Origin of the sequence: Mycobacterium sp. EPa45 (assembly GCF_001021385.1) — a bacterium.
In the GTDB taxonomy this organism is placed as follows: Bacteria; Actinomycetota; Actinomycetes; order Mycobacteriales; family Mycobacteriaceae; genus Mycobacterium.
The window spans coordinates 4,914,768-4,934,898 of the sequence record NZ_CP011773.1 but is presented as its reverse complement, the minus strand read 5'-3'; the positions used below and the strand labels follow the sequence as shown (position 1 = coordinate 4,934,898).

16 protein-coding genes are annotated in these 20,131 nt (G+C 66.4%); 8 read left to right on the top strand and 8 right to left on the bottom strand.

Annotated features, from left to right (window positions below):
- Positions 1 to 14: 14 nt before the first annotated feature.
- The 3 genes from pruA (at position 15) to AB431_RS23240 (ending at position 3,868) form a co-directional block, all read left to right on the top strand.
- Positions 15 to 1,646 carry an L-glutamate gamma-semialdehyde dehydrogenase gene (gene pruA / locus AB431_RS23255; protein ID WP_047331926.1) on the top strand — a complete coding sequence of 544 codons (1,632 nt, stop codon included), beginning with the start codon at positions 15 to 17 and terminating at the stop codon, positions 1,644 to 1,646.
- Positions 1,646 to 2,602 (top strand): proline dehydrogenase family protein, encoded by a 957-nt coding sequence (locus tag AB431_RS23250; protein ID WP_047331925.1) that lies wholly within the window; start codon positions 1,646 to 1,648, stop codon positions 2,600 to 2,602. The genes pruA and AB431_RS23250 overlap by 1 nt, the downstream gene beginning before the upstream one ends.
- A 543-nt stretch (positions 2,603 to 3,145) precedes the next feature.
- On the top strand, positions 3,146 to 3,868 hold the full coding sequence (locus AB431_RS23240) for a sulfite exporter TauE/SafE family protein (protein ID WP_235435741.1): 723 nt from the start codon (positions 3,146 to 3,148) through the stop codon (positions 3,866 to 3,868).
- Here AB431_RS23240 and AB431_RS23235 read toward each other — a convergent pair.
- Positions 3,843 to 5,144, bottom strand: coding sequence for an acyltransferase family protein (locus tag AB431_RS23235; RefSeq protein ID WP_369802943.1), 1,302 nt, complete (start codon positions 5,142 to 5,144; stop codon positions 3,843 to 3,845). The genes AB431_RS23240 and AB431_RS23235 overlap by 26 nt on opposite strands.
- A 122-nt stretch (positions 5,145 to 5,266) precedes the next feature.
- Between AB431_RS23235 and AB431_RS23230 the strand changes: the two genes are divergently transcribed.
- Entirely contained in the window at positions 5,267 to 6,364 is a 1,098-nt protein-coding gene (locus AB431_RS23230; RefSeq protein WP_235435740.1) for a glycosyltransferase family 1 protein, read from the top strand.
- Positions 6,364 to 7,863 carry a glycosyl hydrolase family 28-related protein gene (locus AB431_RS23225; RefSeq protein WP_082135779.1) on the top strand — a complete coding sequence of 500 codons (1,500 nt, stop codon included), beginning with the start codon at positions 6,364 to 6,366 and terminating at the stop codon, positions 7,861 to 7,863. Before AB431_RS23230 ends, AB431_RS23225 begins: the two co-directional genes overlap by 1 nt.
- 3 nt (positions 7,864 to 7,866) lie before the next feature.
- Here AB431_RS23225 and AB431_RS23220 read toward each other — a convergent pair whose 3' ends face one another.
- Genes AB431_RS23220 through AB431_RS23205 form a run of 4 tightly spaced genes read right to left on the bottom strand, consistent with a single transcriptional unit; the run spans position 7,867 to position 12,856 of the window.
- Complete coding sequence (locus AB431_RS23220; protein ID WP_235435739.1) at positions 7,867 to 9,204, bottom strand: hypothetical protein; 1,338 nt, start codon at positions 9,202 to 9,204, stop codon at positions 7,867 to 7,869.
- Positions 9,201 to 10,355, bottom strand: a complete 1,155-nt coding sequence (locus AB431_RS23215) for a hypothetical protein (RefSeq protein WP_047331919.1) — start codon at positions 10,353 to 10,355, stop codon at positions 9,201 to 9,203. Before AB431_RS23215 ends, AB431_RS23220 begins: the two co-directional genes overlap by 4 nt.
- Positions 10,356 to 10,362: 7 nt before the next feature.
- Positions 10,363 to 11,511: a glycosyltransferase gene (locus AB431_RS23210; protein ID WP_047331918.1), complete on the bottom strand. Its 1,149-nt coding sequence runs from the start codon at positions 11,509 to 11,511 to the stop codon at positions 10,363 to 10,365.
- The gene (locus AB431_RS23205; RefSeq protein ID WP_052960375.1) at positions 11,498 to 12,856 is read right to left on the bottom strand and encodes a hypothetical protein; all 1,359 of its coding nucleotides are present in this window, start codon (positions 12,854 to 12,856) and stop codon (positions 11,498 to 11,500) included. Before AB431_RS23205 ends, AB431_RS23210 begins: the two co-directional genes overlap by 14 nt.
- Positions 12,857 to 13,165: 309 nt before the next feature.
- Between AB431_RS23205 and AB431_RS23200 the strand changes: the two genes are divergently transcribed.
- A complete protein-coding gene (locus AB431_RS23200; protein WP_047331917.1) occupies positions 13,166 to 15,139 on the top strand; it encodes a hypothetical protein in 1,974 nt (657 codons plus the stop codon).
- On the opposite strand, the gene AB431_RS23195 is transcribed toward AB431_RS23200, so the two are convergent.
- Together AB431_RS23195 and AB431_RS23190 are read right to left on the bottom strand one after the other, a co-directional pair.
- Positions 15,136 to 15,639 carry a hypothetical protein gene (locus tag AB431_RS23195; protein WP_047331916.1) on the bottom strand — a complete coding sequence of 168 codons (504 nt, stop codon included), beginning with the start codon at positions 15,637 to 15,639 and terminating at the stop codon, positions 15,136 to 15,138. The two genes, AB431_RS23200 and AB431_RS23195, sit on opposite strands and share 4 nt — an antisense overlap.
- Positions 15,640 to 15,725: 86 nt before the next feature.
- Positions 15,726 to 16,220, bottom strand: a complete 495-nt coding sequence (locus AB431_RS23190) for an NUDIX hydrolase (protein WP_200902787.1) — start codon at positions 16,218 to 16,220, stop codon at positions 15,726 to 15,728.
- Positions 16,221 to 16,301: 81 nt separating this feature from the next.
- Here AB431_RS23190 and AB431_RS23185 point away from each other — a divergent pair, with 81 nt between their 5' ends.
- Positions 16,302 to 17,702, top strand: a complete 1,401-nt coding sequence (locus tag AB431_RS23185) for an acyl-CoA synthetase (RefSeq protein ID WP_047331914.1) — start codon at positions 16,302 to 16,304, stop codon at positions 17,700 to 17,702.
- Positions 17,699 to 18,046 (top strand): VOC family protein, encoded by a 348-nt coding sequence (locus tag AB431_RS23180; protein ID WP_047331913.1) that lies wholly within the window; start codon positions 17,699 to 17,701, stop codon positions 18,044 to 18,046. Before AB431_RS23185 ends, AB431_RS23180 begins: the two co-directional genes overlap by 4 nt.
- Positions 18,047 to 18,050: 4 nt before the next feature.
- On the opposite strand, the gene malQ is transcribed toward AB431_RS23180, so the two are convergent.
- Positions 18,051 to 20,015 (bottom strand): 4-alpha-glucanotransferase, encoded by a 1,965-nt coding sequence (malQ, locus tag AB431_RS23175; protein ID WP_047331912.1) that lies wholly within the window; start codon positions 20,013 to 20,015, stop codon positions 18,051 to 18,053.
- Between the last annotated feature and the right edge of the window lie 116 nt (positions 20,016 to 20,131).

Genomic DNA, 20,131 nt, shown 5'->3' with positions numbered 1-20,131 from the left:
TCATCCTGAACTGCATGGACGCCCGCACCGATGTTCCCGCGCCGGCCAACGAGCCGGTACACGATTACGCACCCGGATCCGCCGAACGGGCCCGCCTCACCGCGGCCCTGCGCGAACTGTCCACCGAGCCCATCGATCTGCCGCACGTCATCGGCGGCCGTCGCCGAGTTGGCGACGGCGAGCGCATCGACGTGGTCCAACCGCACCGGCACAGCGCCCGGCTTGGCACGCTGTCCAACGGCACCGCCGCCGACGCCGTGGACGCGGTCGACGCGGCGATGGCCGCCAAACATGACTGGGCGGCCACCCCGTTCGACGAACGGGCCGCGGTGTTCCTGCGTGCCGCCGACCTGCTGGCCGGCCCCTGGCGGGAAAAGATCGCGGCGGCCACCATGCTGGGCCAGTCCAAGGCCGCCTATCAAGCCGAGATCGACGCGCCCTGCGAGCTGGTCGACTTCTGGCGCTTCAACGTCGCCTTCGCCCGGCAGATCCTGGCGCAGCAGCCGATCAGCGGCCCGGGTGTCTGGAATCGCACCGACTACCGCCCGCTGGACGGTTTCGTCTATGCCATCACGCCGTTCAACTTCACCGCGATCGCCGCCAACCTGCCGACCGCACCGGCGCTGATGGGCAACACCGTGGTGTGGAAACCGTCGATCACCCAGACCTTCGCGGCCTATCTGACGATGCAGCTGCTCGAGGCCGCGGGCCTTCCGCCCGGCGTGATCAATCTCGTTGCGGGCGACGGACTTGCGGTCTCCGATGTGCTGCTGGCCGACCGGCGGCTGTCCGGTATCCACTTCACGGGATCGACCGCCACCTTCCAGCACCTGTGGCGTGAGGTCGGCACCCGCATCGCCGACTACGACAGCTACCCGCGACTGGTCGGGGAGACCGGCGGTAAGGACTTTGTGGTCGCACACACCTCGGCGAACCCAGATGTGTTGCGGACCGCGCTGATTCGGGGTGCCTTCGACTATCAGGGGCAGAAGTGCTCGGCCGCCTCGCGGGCGTTCGTCCCGCGCTCGGTGTGGCAGACGATGGGCGACGACTTGCTCGCCGCCACCGAAGCGTTGGCCTATGGCGACGTCACCGACCTGTCGAACTACGGCGGGGCGGTCATCGACGAGCGTGCCTTCGTCAAGAACTCGCGTGCGATCGAGCGGGCCAAGAGCGCCCCCGGTGTCACGATCGCGGTCGGCGGCGAATGTGACGACAGCGAAGGCTATTTCGTCCGTCCCACTGTTCTGTTGTCCGACGATCCGACCGATGAGGCGTTCAGTACCGAGTACTTCGGGCCGATTCTCGCGGTGCACGTATACCCCGACGACGAGTTCGACGCCGTCCTCGACGTCGTCGACGGCGGCGCACGTTACGCGCTGACCGGCGCGGTGATCGCCGACGACCGGGCCGCCGTCCAGACGGCCGCCGAGCGGCTGCGGTTCGCCGCAGGCAACTTCTACATCAACGACAAGCCGACCGGTGCCGTTGTCGGGCAGCAACCGTTCGGCGGGTCGCGGGCCTCGGGCACCAACGACAAAGCCGGCTCGCCGCTGAATCTGCTTCGTTGGACATCGGCGCGTTCGATGAAGGAGACGTTCGTCCCGCCGACCAGCCACGTCTACCCGCATATGGCGGTGGACTGATGAGCGCCTTCACCAAGATTGCGCGGCCGGCCATTCTGGCCGCCAGCCGCTCGAACCGGTTACGCCGCAGCGTCGAGCACCTGCCGCTCGCGGGGGACGTGCTGGCCCGGTTCGTGCCGGGGGAGAGCATCGATGACGCTTTGACCGCGGTCGCGGCGCTGCGTGACTCGAAACGCATGGTCAGCATCGACTACCTCGGCGAAGACGTCACCGACGTCGACGCGGCCGACGCCACCGTCGAGGCTTACCTGCAGCTGCTCGGCGCACTGGGTGCCCGAGCCGAGAACGCGGCGATCGTCCGTCCGCTCGAGGTGTCGCTGAAACTGTCCGCGCTCGGGCAGGCGCTGGCCAAGGACGGCGACAAGATCGCATTCGAGAACGCGCACACGATTTGTCAGCGGGCGCAGCAGGTCGGCGCCTGGGTTACTGTCGACGCCGAGGACCACACCACCACCGACTCGACGCTGGCGATCGTGCGCGAACTGCGCACCGAGTTCGATTGGCTGGGAACCGTTTTGCAGGCCTACCTCAAGCGCAGTGAGGCCGACTGTGCCGAGTTCGCGGCCGTCGGGGCGCGGATTCGGCTGTGCAAGGGTGCCTACGACGAGCCGGCGTCGGTGGCTTACCGGGACGCCGGTGAGGTCACCGAGTCCTACCTGCGCTGCCTGCGGACACTGATGGCCGGCACCGGATATCCAATGGTCGCCTCCCACGATCCGCTGGTCATCGCCGCGGCCGGCAAAATGGCAGCCGAATTCGGCCGCGACACAGATCGATTCGAATATCAGATGCTGTACGGAATCCGGGACGATGAGCAGCGCCGCCTGGCGGCCGAAGGCAGTCAGGTGCGGGTGTACGTTCCGTTCGGCACGCAGTGGTACGGGTACTTCGTCCGCCGACTGGCCGAGCGCCCCGCCAACCTGATGTTCTTTCTGCGGGCATTGGCCCAGCGATGACGTGATCCGGTCACGCGGTCGGCATGCTGATCCGGATCGAACCTCTCACTGCGGTGACCGGATAACTGCGTACCGCCAATTTGGCGCCGGAAGCCGCTGCGCCGGAACACATATCGAAAGGTGTGACCGCGCAACGGGCACGCCACTGTCCGGTCGTCGGCCAGCGCATCGATTTTCCGTCTCGGAATAGAGCGTCGGAGATCATCTCATCGGTGGAGTTGCCCACCCCGGAAGTACACCGGCTGAGTCACCGACCCCGCCGGCACCGCATACCGCAGTGATTCATCGATGAGCAACGGCTTTGTCTAATCCGTTGCCCTCGAACGTGAATGGACGTTGCAGGAATCGGGGAACGCTTCCGTCGCTGATGCTCAATTGAAGCCAGGGCGAGAATGTTTCCGGATCGTGTCCGGCACGAGACGCCGAGGAAAGATCGGCGCCGGGCCCACGCCGGCGGTACCCCCGCGGTGCATCCGTAGACTCCTGCCCGACCGTCCGTAACGGTAGGGAGGACCCGCACTGAGTGCACTCGACGCCGTCACCTTGCTGATCGCTGGTGTGCTCGGTGGGCTGACGGGCAGTATCGCCGGGTTGGCGTCAGTGGCGACCTATCCGGCCCTGCTGGCGATCGGGCTGCCGCCGGTCACGGCGAATGTGACCAACACGGTGGCGCTGGTGTTCAACGGCATCGGTTCGGCGTGGGGCTCCAGGCCCGAACTGGTCGGTCAGGGCCGTTTCATCGCCCGGATGGCGCCGCTGACCGTCGCGGGCGGTGCAACCGGTGCGGTGCTGCTGCTGACCACCCCGGCGGACGCCTTCGAAAAAGTCGTTCCGGTACTGCTCGGCGTGGCCTCGCTGGCCATCGTGGCGCCGCTCGGTACGCCCCAGCCCGGGCGCAGGCGCCGTGCTGTGCTGGTGGCCGAGGCGCTCGCGATCTTCGGAATCGCGCTCTACGGAGGCTATTTCGGTGCCGCGGCCGGTGTGCTGTTCCTGGCGTTGCTCCTCAACGCCGGCGCCGACAGCCTGGCCCACGCCAACGCCGCCAAGAACATCCTGCTCGGCCTGGCGAACTGCGTCGCGGCAGTGGTGTTCGCGGTCTTCGCGCCGGTGCACTGGCTCGCGGTGATCCCACTGGGTGCGGGCTGCCTGATCGGTTCACGGCTGGGGCCGATCGTCGTGCGGCACGCTCCAGGCACCCCGCTGCGGATCCTCATCGGTGCCGCCGGGCTGGTGCTGGCGGTCAAACTCGGGTTCGACGCGTATTGACGGGCGCCAGCGCCACCAGCGCCACACCCACCGCGAACCCGACACTCGCTGCGACCGGGACACGCCCGGCCGGGGCGAAGCCGAGGGTGGCGAAGACCGTGATCGTCGCCGCGATCGTGATGGTGCCCGCGAACAACAGCACCTCGCCCAGCGATGGCGGGATGGCGACTCCAAATGTCGGCAGCGGCGCGGAGAACAACCTGCGGCCCCACCACAACAACACCAGCTCGACGGCGGCGACGACGGCAAGGATCGCCACCCACTCCAGCCGGAACCACCACCAGGCCGCCGAGCCCAGCTCCGGTTGCGGCAGCAGACCGGTCGGATACCCGGCGAGGGCCACGATCACGACCGGAATCATGTGCCACAGATAGAGCGCCATCACATTGTCGTTGGCGACCGCCAGAATGCGTCGAGCGCGAACCGATTTCACCATTCGGTCGACCGCCGGGGCGATCGCCAGCGCCACGCCGGCCTGCACGCCGCCGAGGGCCAGAAGCGCCAGGTTGGGCGGACCGGTGTTGTTCACGGTCGCGCCCGGTACGCCGATCATGCTGACCGGGTACGGCCCGACCGTGACGAGCAGAGCCAACACGATCGCCGAAAGCACCGCCAGCGCGATCGCCGCGCGCCGGCACAGTGTGCCGTCGTGCCAGGCAATGCCGAGCTGATAGAGCACCCACCACACCAGCAGATAATTCAGCCAGCCGATGTAGGGCACGTCGGCACCGATGGTCGCCAGGTCTACCGCCGCGACCGCGAGCGTGATGATGAACGGCACCCACTTGCCCCAGCGCTGATGCGCGGCGACCGCGACCGGTGTCAGCGCGACCACCAGCACGTAGATGCCCAGGAACCACAGATGCATGGCCACCGCCCAGGCGCCGAAGTCGAGCTCCGAACCGGTCACCCCGATGCGGCTCAGCACCGCCACAACCACCAACGCGAACGCGACGTACACCGCCGTCGGCCCGATCGGGCGGACCAGCCGCCGACGCAGCCAGGCCTGCCGCGACTCACCCGGGTCTCGGTGGGTCCACGACACCGCGCTGGCATAGCCCGCCACCACGAAGAACACCGGGACGACTTGGAAGATCCATGTCAGCCACTGGGTCCAGGGCAGGTCGACGAGGGGGTTGTCTCGCCAGAACGATCCGTCGGAGAAGGTCAGCGACGCCGCGATCCAATGCCCGACGACGACGAACAGCAGGGCGCCCACCCGGTACAGGTCCACGGCGTGGTTACGCACGGCAGTACTGGTCGCATAGTCGGTCACGTAGTCCATTGTGGCCTTCCGTTACCGGGTTGGTAGGACGTCACTGGCAATGTTTGCTCGCTGCGGCGGTAATCTGAGTCGAGGCGTTGGCACGAGGGGTTGAAGGAGATATGGCAGATTTATTGTTCGACATCCGCCACATCAACTCCAGTGGCATTGGGACATATATCCGAATGCAGTTGCCACACCTGGCGGAAATTCTGCCGCGCAATGGCCTGAAACTCGCGGTTTTGGCCGACGCGGATTCCATCCCTCGAGTCGATGCAAACACCGAGGTGGTGGTGACTCAGCCGGCGAATGCACCTATGTATTCCCTCGATGAACAGCGGGTTTGGAACAACGCGCTCAAGCAGTGCCGGCCTAGGGCGATCTGGCTGCCGCAATATCCCTATCCGTTCGCCCTGTTGAAGCCCGGGAACCACGATATTGCCGCTTTCGTCACGGTCCACGACACAATTCAGCTACTGCCCCCAGAAATCAGCGACCAGAATTGGGTGAAGCGCGCCTACGCGCGCACGATGTTCACCGTCGATGCCCGCAAATGTCGGGCAATTTTCACGCCGTCCAGGGCGACCGCCCACGCGCTTCGCCAGGTGGCCCGGTGCGCGCCGATCGTCTCTCCGATTCCGGTCGGCGAAGAGTGGTTCGCCGGCGTCGATCCTGCGCTGTCGCCGGTGCAGGGGAGGTACCTGCTCTACGTCGGAAACGTGAAGCGCCACAAGAATCTGCCGATGCTGCTGCAGGCATTCGCCGACGTCGCCGGCTCGATTCCACACAAGTTGGTGATTGCCGGTGGCGGGGAGTCCTTGCGGACGCTCGACGAGCGCGTGCAGCAGGTTGCCGCCGGTCTTGGCGACCGGGTGGTCCTGGCCGGACGGCTCGAGTTTGAGGCGTTGCGCTCACTCGTCGCGGGCGCCGAGCTGCTGGTGATGCCGTCGCTGTGTGAAGGGGCCGGGCTGCCACCGCTGGAGGCGATGGCCTCACGCACCGCTGTCGTGGCCTCTGACATCCCGGCAGTCAAAGAAACCTGCGGGGTGGGGGCGGAATACTTCGATCCCACGGACATCCCGGGCCTGACGGCGCTGCTGCGCAAGTACTGCGGCGATGATGCCGCCCGCGCCGAGTTGGCGGCCAGAGGCTGGTCGTATGTCAATCGTCGGCAGTCGGAAGCACCGTTCACCGCGGCCGTGGACACAATCGTTATGGAGTTGCAGACTTGATGGCGCGAGTATCGAGGCGGCACCTGCTGCTAGGTGTGCCTGCACTGGGAGTGGTCGTCGCGTTCGCGCGCCACGAGGTGCATCGCACGGTCAACGTCCGTCACCACGGCGCCAAGGGGGACGGGGTCACCGACGACTCGGCGGCGATTCGCCGAGCTGTCGCCGCGCTGCGGACCAACAGCACGCTGTATTTCCCAAGTGGCACATATCGATTCGCTGAGCTCCATCCGACGGCTGACGCCGCCATCGTCATCGGCGGCCTGTCCAGAGTGACCGTCGAATTCGACGCCGGTGCAGAGCTGTTGATGGACAACCTCGATCGGGCCGCTGGCACGGGCACCGGCCACGGCATTCTCGTCCACGGGCCGGCCGAGGACGTGGAGTTGCGTAATGTCGCGATCCGCTGGGCGCGACCCGCGATCCGTTCGATGGGGGATGGCATCCGCATCGTGGGCGACCCCTTCTCCCGTGGCTGGCGTCACGGCCCGGTAAGCCGAGTTGCGCTGTCGCACTGCTCGGTTCGGGGCAGCCCACAGGCCGGAGTGATCATGATCGGGACGTCTGACATCCGCGTCGACGGCCTGAGGACGGAGAACACCCGGGCGGATGGCTTGCACTTCAATGCCTGCAGGCGGGGCCGGGTCGACGGTTACACCGCCGTCGGCGCCGGTGACGACGGACTGGCTCTGGTCACCTACTACGCTCCCAAGCGGGTGATTGACTCTGCCGCGCAGACCTTTTCGTTCCCGGACTTGACCGAATGGTCCAACGACTCGTTCGCCGTCAGCAATGTGACCATCGATGGTGGGAAGGCCAACGGCGTTCGGTTGGCCGGCGCCCGCGGGGTGACTCTCACGGGGCTGGCCATCGGGGGAGTCGACTCCGGTGCTGCGGTGATGATCGATTCGGCCGCGCCGGGCAATGATGTCGGATGGCACTATGTGGCGTCACGCGGCGTGCACATGTCGGACGTGGCGATCGATTCCTGCGAGACCGGCATCCACCTCTTGGCCCGCCCCGACGATGCCGTCGATCCTCGGTTCACTCACTTCGACGTCGCGATCGAGGATGCGGCGATCCGCGACTGCAAAAATTGGTCGTTACGTGCGGAATCGCTGACCGACCAACGCGCGACTGGGTTCGACCTGCGGTCGTGCGCTGTCGAGGCGTCGTCGTCGGCTGGCGGCAACGGCGGTGTGGGCCTGGCCAATACCAGTCACAGCCGACTGAATGCGCTGTCGATTCGGCACAGCCGGGCGGTATTGGCGTTCGCGGCCAACGACGTTGGCGATCTCGCTGTCGATCGGCTGGCTGTCACGATCACCGACGGTGACCCACCGGACAAGCCGGGACCGTGCACGGGTTTCGAAAACTGTGACGGGGTAGTCGACGGTCTCCGAATCACCTGGGACAGTGCACCTACCGCATGGGCGCCAGTGCATCTCACCGGCGCTTCGGGAGTCGGGCAGTCCGTGCGCATGACCATTCGGCGCGGCTAGGGTCTACGCCTTCGGTGCGTTGTGCCGCTTGGTCATTGCTACGGTCAACACCGAGCACCCCACCGTGAGCAGCATCAAGAAGATCACTATGCCGTAGCTCAAGATCTGGATGCGCCAGATCTCGGAGAAGCAGTACGCCAGTACGCCCCCGGAGCCGGCGATCACGGGGCCATACCGGATCAGCCGGGCGAAGAGAAACCCGGCGAAACCGTAGATGAGAAATGTGTAGAACCACCCCCACATCCCGAAGTCGGCGTAGGTGTCGGCGAACACCGAATTGGTGAAGAAGTTGGGTTCGAAGTTCACTGCATAGTGGTACTCGTTGGCATCTTTCCAGCTGTTGTCCTTGGTGATCTTCTTGAACTGCAGGAAGGTGGGCTTGATGGCGTCCGACGAGGTGATCGGATCGCCGGGATTCTGCCAGTCGCTGTTCATGATCGCGGTGGACACGCCCAGCGAAACCTGTGTGGGGACAGTCAAATACGCGCCCGTCTGATAGAGGTTCATCACCAGTGGATTGGTCACGCCGGCCTCGCGGTAGTAGTTCGCGTTGCGGAAGTAGTTCATGGCGGTGAGGAGCCCGACTCCGATGACCAGGATTCCGATGATGATGCCGATCCGCTTGGCCGTATCGCCGGCATCGCGTACCGGTACTGGGCGGTTGCGGGCAAAGATCGCGAGGTAGACGAATCCCGCCATCAGCAAAGACAATCGGGAGGAGATCATTGCGCTGGTGAGCAGCAGACCAACCGCGATCACCATGTAGAAAAACGGAATGACTTTCTGGCGCCAGAGGTGAACACCGATCGGTGCGGCCAGGATGGTGGCGAATCGCAGGGTTTGTCCCCCGGCAGTTTGGGACATCGCGTTGGAGACGTCATTGGCGGATTGACTGGCCAACGACGCCAAAATCGAAGTGGGTCCGCCAACTTGGTAGATGGTGTACGCGATGCCAAGCCCTGCAACCGCGGTGACCAACACGAAGTATCGGCGTTCCATGTCCGGCGTCGTGAGGCTGAGCCAGCCGGCCCTGGACCGCCCGCCCGCTGAGCCGAGTCGCCAGCCGAGCATCGAGATCGAGATCACCGCGGCCCACCACAACAGAAGCAGCGTGACGCCACCGGGTGTCACCCGGGCGGGGACGGCGAAGCCCAGCAGTTTGTCCCAGGACGCTGGTCCGGAATGGATGTGACGCCACCCTAACGAAACTGACCATCCCACAAGTCCCGCGAGGAATGGGGCGAGCGCAAAGACCGCCGGGTTGAACCACCATCGAGCCACAACGGGTGCATAGGAGTAGCCCACGCCGGCGGGCGGGGCGGGCGCGGTGGTGTCGATCATCGGCGCTGCGGCCGACGAAGCCGAACCTGGTAGTCGGGCGCACCGCGGACTGCGGCCCGGTGATAGACCACGGCCGTTGCCATCTCGGCAAGAGCGAAGCCCAGGAAGATCGCGGTGTTGGACCGCCAGATGACGACCGCTGTCAGACCGATGATCAGGTAGATCACGGTGCTGGTCGCGCGAATCCAGAAGACCTGCGCCGTCTCGCCGGCCTTGCGGAGGGCCGCGAACGGCACGGTCGACAGCAGCATGAAGCCCTTCCACACGCAGGCGAGGAGCAACGCAACGGCACCCACGTTGGCCCACGCCGTGCCGAACACCAGCTGGCCCAGGCCGGAGAACGCGACCGCGAGGACGGCGGCGAGACCCGCCGAGAAGATGACGGCGACAATCGCTACTTCACCCTTGTGCCCGTGGGCCAGCAGTCGATACCTCCCATAGGCCAGGATCGGCTCGAGGGCCCCGGACATGGTTGAGATGACGCGGAATGCCACGGACGCAGCGGGTCCCAGCAGAACTAGCACGACCGAGGTGATGGCCGGTTGAACCGCGCCGACCACGGCGGTCTCGCCGGTGACCCAGCTCGCCCGGCGAACATCCGAGGGCAGCATGAGACCCTGTAGGGCGGTACGGGGCCAATAGCGAATTCCGATGGCGACAACCGCGCCGAGTGCAAGGACCCGAACACAGTTGTCATTGTGGATCTGGGCTAGATAGAGAGCGGCCAAGCTGGCCACGCTCAAGAGTCCGGCCGAGAGCGCCTCCGTCTGCCAGCGACCGGTGACCACGCCGATGGACCGCGACATAAGCAGGCCCGTCATGATGCCGATCGAGCTGAGCATCAGCACCGCGGGATGGGCGACCGGCGGCCCGAATATCAGCAGGCCGCCCGACACGAGGGCCAGAGCGGCCGTCCAGTTCGGAAGGCACAGATCGTGATCTGCCTCGGGAGTCGCCAGTCTGCCTTCCACGATGAAGGCGTTGAACAGCTGCGCCACGTAAACGCCGACGGCGAGAGCCACCGCGAGGAACCCCTGGTTTTCGATCGGCGCCATCCGCGCGTAGACCGCGATGAACATTGCGGGAAACACATTGAGGGCCAGGCCCGCCATCACTTGGACCACGGCCTGCACGTGTTTGCGATTGGGCATTCCGGTGTCAGCTTCCCTGATATGCGGTCAGGGTTCGGTCGACGACCTCGCGCATCTTGCGCCGGAACTCGGCGCGTGAAAAGCCCTCGGCATGCCGACGGATCTCTGCCGAGTCGAATGACTTGCGGTCGAATTCGGCCAGAGTACTGGCGAACGCGTCGATGACCGACGCGTCGTCGTCGCCGCGGACCAGCACTCCGGTCACACCGTCGACGACGCTGTCGCACGCACCACCGACACCCAGCGCCACAACCGGTGTGCCGCACGCCATGGCTTCGACAGGAACGATGCCGAAGTCCTCTTCACCCGGCAGCAGGCAAGCCAGAGCACGCCGCTGCAGGCTGCGCAGTTCGTCATCGGACACCCTACCCAAGAACGTGATATCAGTATCACCGGCAATCTGCCTGTAATGGTCGAACTTTCGGCTGCCGCCGGCCACGATGAGCCTCACCTTGGCGGCCGCGGCGGCCTTGATCGCTATCTCGGGGCGTTTGTACGGCACCAGGCGGCCGGCCAACAAAAAGAAGTCGCCGACCGGCTCGTCGGCATCCGGCGTGTAGAACTCCGTGTCAACCGGAGGGTGGACGACGGTGGCCTCCCGGCCCCAGTTTCGAGCGATCCGCTCGGCGACCGCCCTGCTGTTTGCGACGACAGTGGTGAGCTTGCCGCAAGACTGGAGCTCGTTCTTGATCGCCTGTCTCGACAGCACGTTCAATGCGGCCTTACCGGGCAACGAATCGGCCTCGGCTTCGCGCATCGTCGAGTCCCAGGCCCAACGTGCTGGCGAGTGGACGTAGGCGATCGTCGGTCGCGTTCCGGCGGCCCGTGCCGCACCGATCGCGAAGGCGTGGTGACTGATGATGACCGCATCCGCACTGGCGAAGTCGAGCCGGCGGAGCCACCGCGGAACCAGCGGCAGCAGCGGCGCATAGGTCCGATATCCCAAGAGGCGATAGGCGGTCGAAAGGCCGCCGGTCTCGACGCGGTCTGCGAAGCTGATGCGGGCCCTCGGATCCACTATCGGGATGCGAATCGATGCGGTTGGCCATTCGTACGCCAGCTGTTCGGTGACGAATTCGGATCCTGCGATTTCAGTGAGTCGTTCATGAACGATCGCCATGCGTGGGGCGGCGCCGCGCTCTTCAGGCTTGGTCATGAGCACCCTCACCCTCGTGGTCAACCTTCGTCCCGGTCCGGCCGGCTCCACGTCGCCCGTGCGGCTTAACCCGCTGGGCGAACCATGACGGCCACCAAGGTCTATAGGTGACCGCGGCGAGCCGCCGCGCACTGCTGAATTCGGTTGCAGCACAGACGGTACGGACTTGCGCCATGGTGTCGGCTTCCAGCCGGGCCGTGAGGACGACCGTCGTCGCCCGTTCGACCGCTTCGGGCATCAACGGTGAGGCACCGACTGCGCCGGCGTTGATGATCAACGTCTGTCGGCTGTCGGTCCGAGCCAGGCCGGGAATGTCCACCTGTTCGGGATTCAGTGTCACCAACTGAACCGAACCTGCCTCTGCAGCGGCGGTTTCCAGAAGTGACGACACAACGCCGGCACCTGAGGTGGGCGATGCGCCAATCACGAGGATCGTCTGCGTCGTTCCCGCCGAGCAACACTGCGCGTACAACGTTCGGGCCAGGCGGGCTCTCTGCTCTCGGACCGACGGGCGCAGCGGTGGTTCGCGCAGTTCCACCACTGGAACCAGCACGGCGTCAACGGCGTCCGTCAGATTTGTGACCGACCATAGTCGCGCGGATCGGCGGCGGTGAGCCATTACCAACAGCGGCAGTGCTGAGCCGCCGAGGAATGCACCGATCGCTGCTCCCAGCAATCCAGGATGCGCACTGTTGGTGTCGGCCGTCGGTGGCTGCACGATGGGAACCACGCTCGATTGACCCGCCAGCAGCACGACGCTCTCCCGCAGTCGCTGAATCTGTTCCAGCCGTGGTCCGTCGGTGGCGCTGGTCTGCTCCCACTGGGACAGCGTCGGAAGCAGGGTGCGGAGCTCTCGGTCGGCTCGCGCCGCCAACTGCTGACTGTAGAGGTCGATGGCGGTCTGCACGGTCCGGATTGCGGCATCGCTGTTCGACGCGGTGGTGCTGATACTTATCACCGAGGACCGCCCGTTCTGGTCGACTGTGAGTTCGGCGGGACGGGTCTTGCCGGTCTTCTCGGCCACCGACTTGGCGAACGCGTCGCCAGAAAGGTAGGCGACCTCACCGGCGACGTATCGATCGAGGTTGTCCTGGGTGTTCGGCGTGGTCTGGGTTGCGCCGCTGGCGATCGCGGTCAGATCAGCAGGCTGAACGATCCGGATCAGCGCGGTCGCGGTGGTCTTCGCGCTCAACAACGTCAGCGTCAAGCCGCCGGCAATCGCTCCGATGACGATGCCGACAGCGGCTGCGGTGAGGAGACGTGCTGTCCACGAGCGGCGTTCGAGCGCCGACGGGGTAATCGGTGACGACGCCGGCGCGCGAGGGGTGCTGCCGGGCACGGTCACGGTGCTTCATCCTCAATTCGCAATGCGATCCATCCCACGTCGTCCGAGACGTACTCACCGAGAGCGACGGATCAACCCTCGAATCTCCAGATTTGCACCTTTGTACTTCGATGACTTCCACTTTGCACTGCCGACACTGATTCGCTGTCGAAATGTGCTCGAAAAGTTGGCACCGACGGCGGGTTCGGTCTCCGATAACACATCGGCGGGATCTTGCCGCGGTATCGTCCAACCCACGATTCGGTCGAAACCACCACGACGGAAGTGGAATTGCGTGGAGCTGCGAGCCTGCCCTCGGCGAGGTTTCTGATGCGTCGGTGGACGATGATGGCGCTCTTGGGAATCTGGCTGCTGATCGCGCCCGCAGCGGTTATGCTGGCCGAACCTACTTCGGCCCAAGCCGATCCCGATGCCACGTTGCTGGCGACACCTGGCGAGTTGACACTTAGCTGGGTGCAGCTCGGCTTACCGAGAGGTGTCGATTTTCCCACTACCAACGTCAATCAAGACTTTGCTGTCCCGCTGCCGACAGGTTTCCGACCCAACCGTTTACGGGGTCTGATTCATGCCCCTGTCAACATATCTGGTGGCTATCTCGAGATCGATGACGACCGGGGTGCCTTCCTCGGCGCGGTGAACTTCCCTGCGGCGCAGACAGCGGATCAGGTCGTCGTGCCCTTCGATATCGACATCGCGGCCGCGCACACCGGCGACTCCACGGTCGGGCTGTCCTTCACCGTCCGCCATACCAATGCGCCATACGAGAATTGCGGCCCGCAGCAGACGTTGAGCATCACCGACCTTGCGACCGTCTTCGCCGGGGCCGAGCCCGCGCCGACGTCGATCGCGACGTTCTTTCCTTCGGTGCTTCAGCGGGTCGTCCTGTATGCACCGACCGATGCGGACAGTTCCGAGCAGCAGGCGGTACTGACGCTGGCGGCAGCGCTGACCCGTGCCTACCGGCCGCAAACGGTCGTGATCACTGTTGCCGAACAGCCCCGGGGAGCGACACCGCCGCCAGCCGGGCCGTTGGCGCGAGCCGTTCTCGTCGAGCGAGGCGCCGCCGGCCTCGAGATCGCTGGAGCCGGGACTCCGGAGGCCCTGCTCCGAGTATCCGGGCGGGACGACCAACTTGTGACGCAGGTATCCGTGCTTGCCAATAGAGTGCAGGACCTGGCGCAGACACCGCGAGCCCGAGTCGACCAGGCGGGCTCGCGACGCGGCGCCACCACCGACACGATGACGTTCGATCAGCTGCAGATGACCGGCAAGGCGGACGTGCTGCGGACGGCCACCCTCACGGTCGGAGCCGACCGCGCGGCGCTCAGTGACGGCCGGATCGACAACATTCGGGTGCACCTGCTCGCCGATTACACCCCGGTGGCAAAAGAAGACAGCGCGACGGTGATGGTCCGCGCCGGCAGCACCGTTGTGTTCACCTCAGCGCTCAACGACAGCGGCCGATTGGACGCCACCTTCGATCTGCCCGCACAAGTACTCACCGAACGGATCGTCCTGAATTTCGCGTTGACTTATACCCCGCGGATGATCTGTTCGCCGATGATCGCGCCGATCACCTTCCAACTCGATCCGCGATCGACACTCACTGTCCATCGCGGCGGGCTAGCGGTTGGTGGATTTCGTTCCTTGCCTTCCGAATTCAGCCCGCATTTCGTGGTGGCGCTGGACGGTAGCGGTCCCGGTCAACTCAGTTATGCCGCTCGGCTCGTCGTCGACATGGCGCGAGTCACTAGTGCTGAGCTGACGCCGCGCGTCGTCGACCTCAAGTCGGCGCTCGAGTCGAAGCTCGGAGCCCTGATCGTCGCCAACTCGACAACGCTCAAGCAGACGACGCTGAATCCGCCAGTCAGTGGGGACCAATCCTCGATCAGCCTCGATCTACCCACGGTGCTGCGGGCCGACGTCGGGTCGGGTCTGGGCTCGATTCAGGCCTTCGCCGACCCGCCGCGCGACCGCACGGTCCTCCTGGTCACCACCACCGCGGCCTGGCAACTGGTGGAACCGCTGTTCGGTTACATCGAGCAGCTGCCGGACGGCTGGTCGCAACTGACGGGCGACACCCTGGCCGCAGGTGCGCAGGGGATTCCCGCCGACATGTCGATTCGTGACAACAGAATCGCCCCGGCGTCCTCTCGGGGTTCGTCGACGCCGCCGCTGAGCGTGGTTTTCGGAATACTCGGCGCATTCGTCCTCGGCGTGTTCGCGGCGTGGTTGTGGCTGCGCCGCCGCAGTGGTCAGCCCGCCGCACGGAGCAATGACTAGGCCGGCATCGCTGCGACGGGCATGACGACGCTACCGCGGCAGGGCCCCTGTGCGATGTCGGTATGCCATGTGCCGCGCAGCGACCCGTCCGGCTGTGGCGTGTAGAAGGCCCACGAGGTGGCCGGGCTCCACTGCTTCTGGTAGCCGTCGCCGAGGAAACAGTCCCACACCCAGTCGTAGGTGGTGGCCCACTCGGCGCCGTTCCAGGTGTATTTGGTCGGCTGCGGGATGGTCGGGTTACTCGGCGCGGGACCATCGACGACGGTGGCGACACACCTGCCGCCAGAACATGCGGTCGCCAGAGTGAAGACCGCGCCGAAGTCGTTCTCCTTCTGGCGGGTGGCCGGACTGGTGCCAGCCTTCTGGGAGGCGTACGTGATCATCTGGTAGCGCCCGTCCCAGGCCGGCGGCTGACCGTGCGCCGAGGCGGGGGACAGCAGTCCCGCGGCGCAGATCGTCGCGGCGGCCACCAGCGTGGCACCCCAACTGTGGCGGCTCATGACTCCTCGGAACGTTGTTGCGAGTTATCAGCGTAGCCGTCAGAAAACCTCATCCGTCACATCTGCCCCACGCGTGCCGGTCACGATTAGGCCTCGAAACGCTCCCTGAGCAGCAAAAGCGCGTAGGCGGCGATCGACTGGGCGTCGGTGATCGCGCCTGTGCGGATCATCTCCTCGAACCGGCTGCGCTCGAACCACTCGAAATGCATGTCCTGCTCTTCGTGCTCGCGGTCGGGTTCGCCCTCGGTGATGTCGGTGGCCAGGAACACCCAGCCCCGCTGACTGCTCATGCCCGCAGCGATGTCGAGGCTGCCCAGGACGGCGTACGCACCGGCGGTCAGCCCGGTCTCCTCACGCAACTCCTGGGCGGCGAGCTCCGCCGGGTTCACCGCGGCCCGGTTCGGGGCGGTGCCCTGTGGGAACTCCCAGCGGCGCTCACCGAGCGGGTAGCGGTACTGCTCGACCAATGCCACCCGGCCGGTGTCGACCGCGATGATCAACGCGTAGTCGGGCTTGTCGACGACGCCGTAGATACCGGTGGACCCGTCCGGCCGCTCAATGATGTCCTCACGCACCGTCATCCAGTTGTTGCGGTACACCTCGCGTGACGAGAGCTGGGTGGTCGGCTTCACCAGGCCAGTATCTTCGGTACCGTCGGCGACGTGCTGCTGGCCTCCCTGAATCCCGCTGCCGTCGCCGCCGGAGCCGACATCGGTGACGCCGTGCGCATCGACGGCGCCGTCCTGTCCCGCAGTGATCTCGTCGGGGCGGCCACGTCCGTGGCCGAGCGGGTCGGCGGTGCCCGGCAAGTCGCCGTGCTGGCCACCCCCACCGCCGCCACCGTGTTGGCTGTCACGGGCTGCCTGATCGCCGGCGTCCCGTTCGTTCCGGTGCCCGCCGACGTCGGGGTCGCCGAACGCGCGCACATCCTTACCGACTCCGGAGCGCAGGCCTGGCTGGGGGAGTCACCCGCCGACCTCGGCGACCTGCCGCATGTCCCGGTCCGGCTGCACGCGCGATCGTGGCACCGCTACCCCGAGCCGGCGCCGCGGAGCACCGCGATGGTGATGTACACCTCCGGCACCACCGGGCTGCCCAAGGGCGTGCTGATCAGCCGGCGCGCGATCGCCGCTCAAATCGACGCGCTGGTGCAGGCCTGGCAGTGGACCCCCGACGACACCCTGGTGCACGGGCTGCCGCTGTTCCATGTGCACGGCCTGATCCTGGGACTGCTGGGCTCGCTGCGCGTGGGAAATCGGTTCGTGCACACCGGAAAGCCCACCCCTGCGGCGTACGCCGCTGCCGGCGGCACCCTGTACTTCGGGGTGCCCACGGTGTGGTCGCGCGTGGCGGCCGACCCTGCAGCCGCCGCCGCGCTGGCCTCGGCACGGCTGTTGGTGTCAGGCAGCGCGCCGCTGCCGGTGCCGGTGTTCACCCGGCTGACCGAGCTGACCGGTCAGCCGCCCGTCGAGCGCTACGGCAGCACCGAGTCGCTGATCACGATCAGCACGCGGGCCGACGGGGAGCGCCGGCCGGGCTGGGTCGGGTTGCCGCTCAACGGGGTTCATACGCGGTTGGTGCACGAAGACGGTTCGGTCGGTCAGCACGACGGCGAAACCATCGGCAGCCTTCAGCTCAAGGCCCCGACGGTGTTCGACGGTTACCTCAACCGGCCGGATGCCACCACCGATGCCTTCGATCCCGACGGGTGGTACCGCACTGGCGACGCCGCCGTCATCGACGAGGGTGGCATGCACCGCATCGTCGGCCGCGAATCGGTGGACCTGATCAAGTCCGGTGGCTTCCGGGTGGGGGCCGGCGAGGTCGAGACGGTGCTGCTCGGCCATCCCGGGGTCGAGGAGGTCGCGGTGGTGGGCCTGCCCGACCCCGACCTCGGTCAGCGGATCGTGGCGTTCGTTGTCGGTGACGCCAGGCCAGAAGATCTGATTGCCTTTGTCGCCGAACAGCTTTCGGTGCACAAGCGCCCCCGTGAGGTGCGGCTGGTCGATTCGCTGCCGCGCAACGCGATGGGCAAAGTCGTCAAGAAGGAGCTGATGAAATGACGCTGCGGTTCAGCGATGTCTGCATCGACGCCCGCGACATCCATGCGCTGTCGTCGTGGTGGTCGACGGTGCTGGGCTGGCCTGCCGAGGCCACCGAGGACGGCGACGTGGTCCTGCGGGCCCCCGCCGGTGGCGGGCCCGACTGGCTGTTCCTGACCGTGCCCGAGGACAAGGTCGTCAAGAACCGCATCCACTTCGACTTCACCCCCGACGATCAGCAGGCCGAAGTCGATCGGGTGGTTGGGCTGGGAGCCCGCCACGTGGATATCGGCCAGGGCGCTCAGAGTTGGGTGGTGCTGGCCGACCCGGAGGGCAACGAGTTCTGCATCCTGTCGGCGAAATAGCGGCTCACGACCGGAAGGCCGCGGTGATCTCGGTGACGCGCGGATCTGCGCGTAGCTGTTCGAGGGTTTCCGCAAGGGGTAGTCGCCAGTTCGGATACTCGTCGATCGTGCCCGGCAGATTGGGTTGCCGCGGCTCGCCGATCACGTCGTAGGGCGAGATCAGCTTCAGCCGGCTCGGCGTCGATGCCAGAAAGCGGTGCATCGCAACGATGATCGAGGCCTCGTCGGACTCGGTCTCATCCAGAAGGCCTTCGGAGCGAAGCAAAGCCAGCCATTCGGCGCGCTCCTTGTCCGCGTTGGTCTGCTCTGCCGGTACATCGTCGAGCAATCCCAGCTCGGCGCGTGCGCGTACGTGCTCGCCCCGGAGAAACCCTGCGGCGGTGGGCAGATCGTGGGTGGACAGGCTCGCGGCGGCGCGCGACGGCCATGCCTTTGACGCCAGCAGCGGCTGGTCGGGTTGGGACTCGTCGCGGGTGAACCAGGAGACCGCCGAGCCCAGCATCTCGTTGGCGGCCAACGCCGCGGTGACCTCGGGTTCGACGGTGCCCAAGTCTTCACCGACGACGACAGCCCCGGCCCGGTGTGCCTCCAGGGCGAGAACCGCGAGCATGACCTCGGCGTCATAGTGCACGTAGGTGCCGCGGTCGGGGGTGTCGCCCGGCGGGATCCACCACAGTCGCCACAGGCCGGCGACATGGTCGATCCGCAATCCATCCGCATGGGACAGGATGGCGCGCAACATGTCTCGCAGTGCCGCGTAGCCGGTGGCCGCCAGCCGGTCGGGACGCCACGGTGGCAGCCCCCAGTCCTGGCCGCGGGGGGTGAAGTTGTCCGGGGGCGCCCCGACGCTCACGCCGCCGGCCAGTACATCAGCCAGTGCCCAGGCGTCGGCCCCGTCGGCGTCCACACCGACGGGCAGGTCGTGCAGCACACCCACAGCCATACCGGTGTTTCGTCCGGCCGCACGCACCGCCGCCAGCTGCTCGGCACACTGCTGCTGGACCCACGCGTGAAATGCGATCCGGGGCAACAGCTCCCGGCGCGCCCCAGCGACACCCCGACCGTGGACATCGCGGAGTTCGTGCGGCCAGCGGCTCCACCGCCCACCGTGACGTTCGGCGAGCGCGCAATAGGTCGCCCAGTCGGACAGACCGCCCGGCTCCGGTAACCCTTCGAGCGGGTCAGGCCTGCCGGACGATCGCCAGAGTGCCTCCAGCGCAGAACGTTTCGCCGCCCACACCAGGTCGTGATCGATCCGCTCAGTACTCGACGAAACCCGGAGCGCGTCCACCTCGCTGCGGGTGTCCGGGCTTGCCGCCTGATAGGCGTCGAGATCCTCGATGCGCAGCGCCAGCGGGTTGGCGAACCGCCGGCTCGACGGGGTGTAGGGCGACGGTTGCACCGGATGCGTCGGGCCGGGCGCGCTCAACGGGTTGAGCAGCACCGCCCCGGCGCCGTGCTCTGCGGCCGTCCACTCGATGAACTCGCGCAGATCGCCGAAATCGCCGATACCCCACGAGCGCGCCGATCGCAGTGCGTAGAGCTGCACCATCCAGCCCCAGGTGTTCGGTGTCTGCGGCACCTGCGCTGGAGCCGCCACCAACGTGATCTGCTGGCCGTCGCGGGTGTGCAGCCGGTACCAGCCCGGCGCCAGGTCCGCGGGCACCTCGTCAGCCACCTCGATGCGGCTGCCGTCCTCACCGACCAGGAGCTCGGCCCCGGGCATCGCACGCGGGTTACCGTCCAGGCGCACCGCGACAGTGGGCGGTAACCGGCCCGCGCGGTCGCGCTCGGCCAGCTTGGCCAGCTCGGCACGCCTGCCGGCCTCGGTGCCGGCGTCGACGTCCAGCAATCCGAGAACGCGGATCACCACCTCGGCGTCGACACCCACCGGCTCCCGGCGTTCGTTGCGATAGGACGTGGCCACCCCGTGCGCGGCGGCCAGCTGCCGCAACTCCTCCGGAAACACGCTGCACCTATACCCGAGCGGTGATGTTTCACACGCGGGCGCGACGAACGTGCGTCGTCATACCCGATGAGCGGCGAGTCGCGGATGAAACCGCACAGTCGAGCGCGGTCGACGAG

What these genes read in the sequence shown, in the direction of transcription:
- AB431_RS23220 (WP_235435739.1), bottom strand. Translation starts at nt 9,204, where the DNA reads ATGATCGACACCACCGCGCCCGCCCCGCCCGCCGGCGTGGGCTACTCC.
- AB431_RS23215 (WP_047331919.1), bottom strand. Translation starts at nt 10,355, where the DNA reads ATGCCCAATCGCAAACACGTGCAGGCCGTGGTCCAAGTGATGGCGGGC.
- AB431_RS23180 (WP_047331913.1), top strand. Translation starts at nt 17,699, where the DNA reads ATGACGCTGCGGTTCAGCGATGTCTGCATCGACGCCCGCGACATCCAT.
- AB431_RS23250 (WP_047331925.1), top strand. Translation starts at nt 1,646, where the DNA reads ATGAGCGCCTTCACCAAGATTGCGCGGCCGGCCATTCTGGCCGCCAGC.
- AB431_RS23195 (WP_047331916.1), bottom strand. Translation starts at nt 15,639, where the DNA reads ATGAGCCGCCACAGTTGGGGTGCCACGCTGGTGGCCGCCGCGACGATC.
- AB431_RS23200 (WP_047331917.1), top strand. Translation starts at nt 13,166, where the DNA reads ATGCGTCGGTGGACGATGATGGCGCTCTTGGGAATCTGGCTGCTGATC.
- AB431_RS23210 (WP_047331918.1), bottom strand. Translation starts at nt 11,511, where the DNA reads ATGACCAAGCCTGAAGAGCGCGGCGCCGCCCCACGCATGGCGATCGTT.
- AB431_RS23225 (WP_082135779.1), top strand. Translation starts at nt 6,364, where the DNA reads ATGGCGCGAGTATCGAGGCGGCACCTGCTGCTAGGTGTGCCTGCACTG.
- pruA (WP_047331926.1), top strand. Translation starts at nt 15, where the DNA reads ATGGACGCCCGCACCGATGTTCCCGCGCCGGCCAACGAGCCGGTACAC.
- AB431_RS23190 (WP_200902787.1), bottom strand. Translation starts at nt 16,220, where the DNA reads ATGACGGTGCGTGAGGACATCATTGAGCGGCCGGACGGGTCCACCGGT.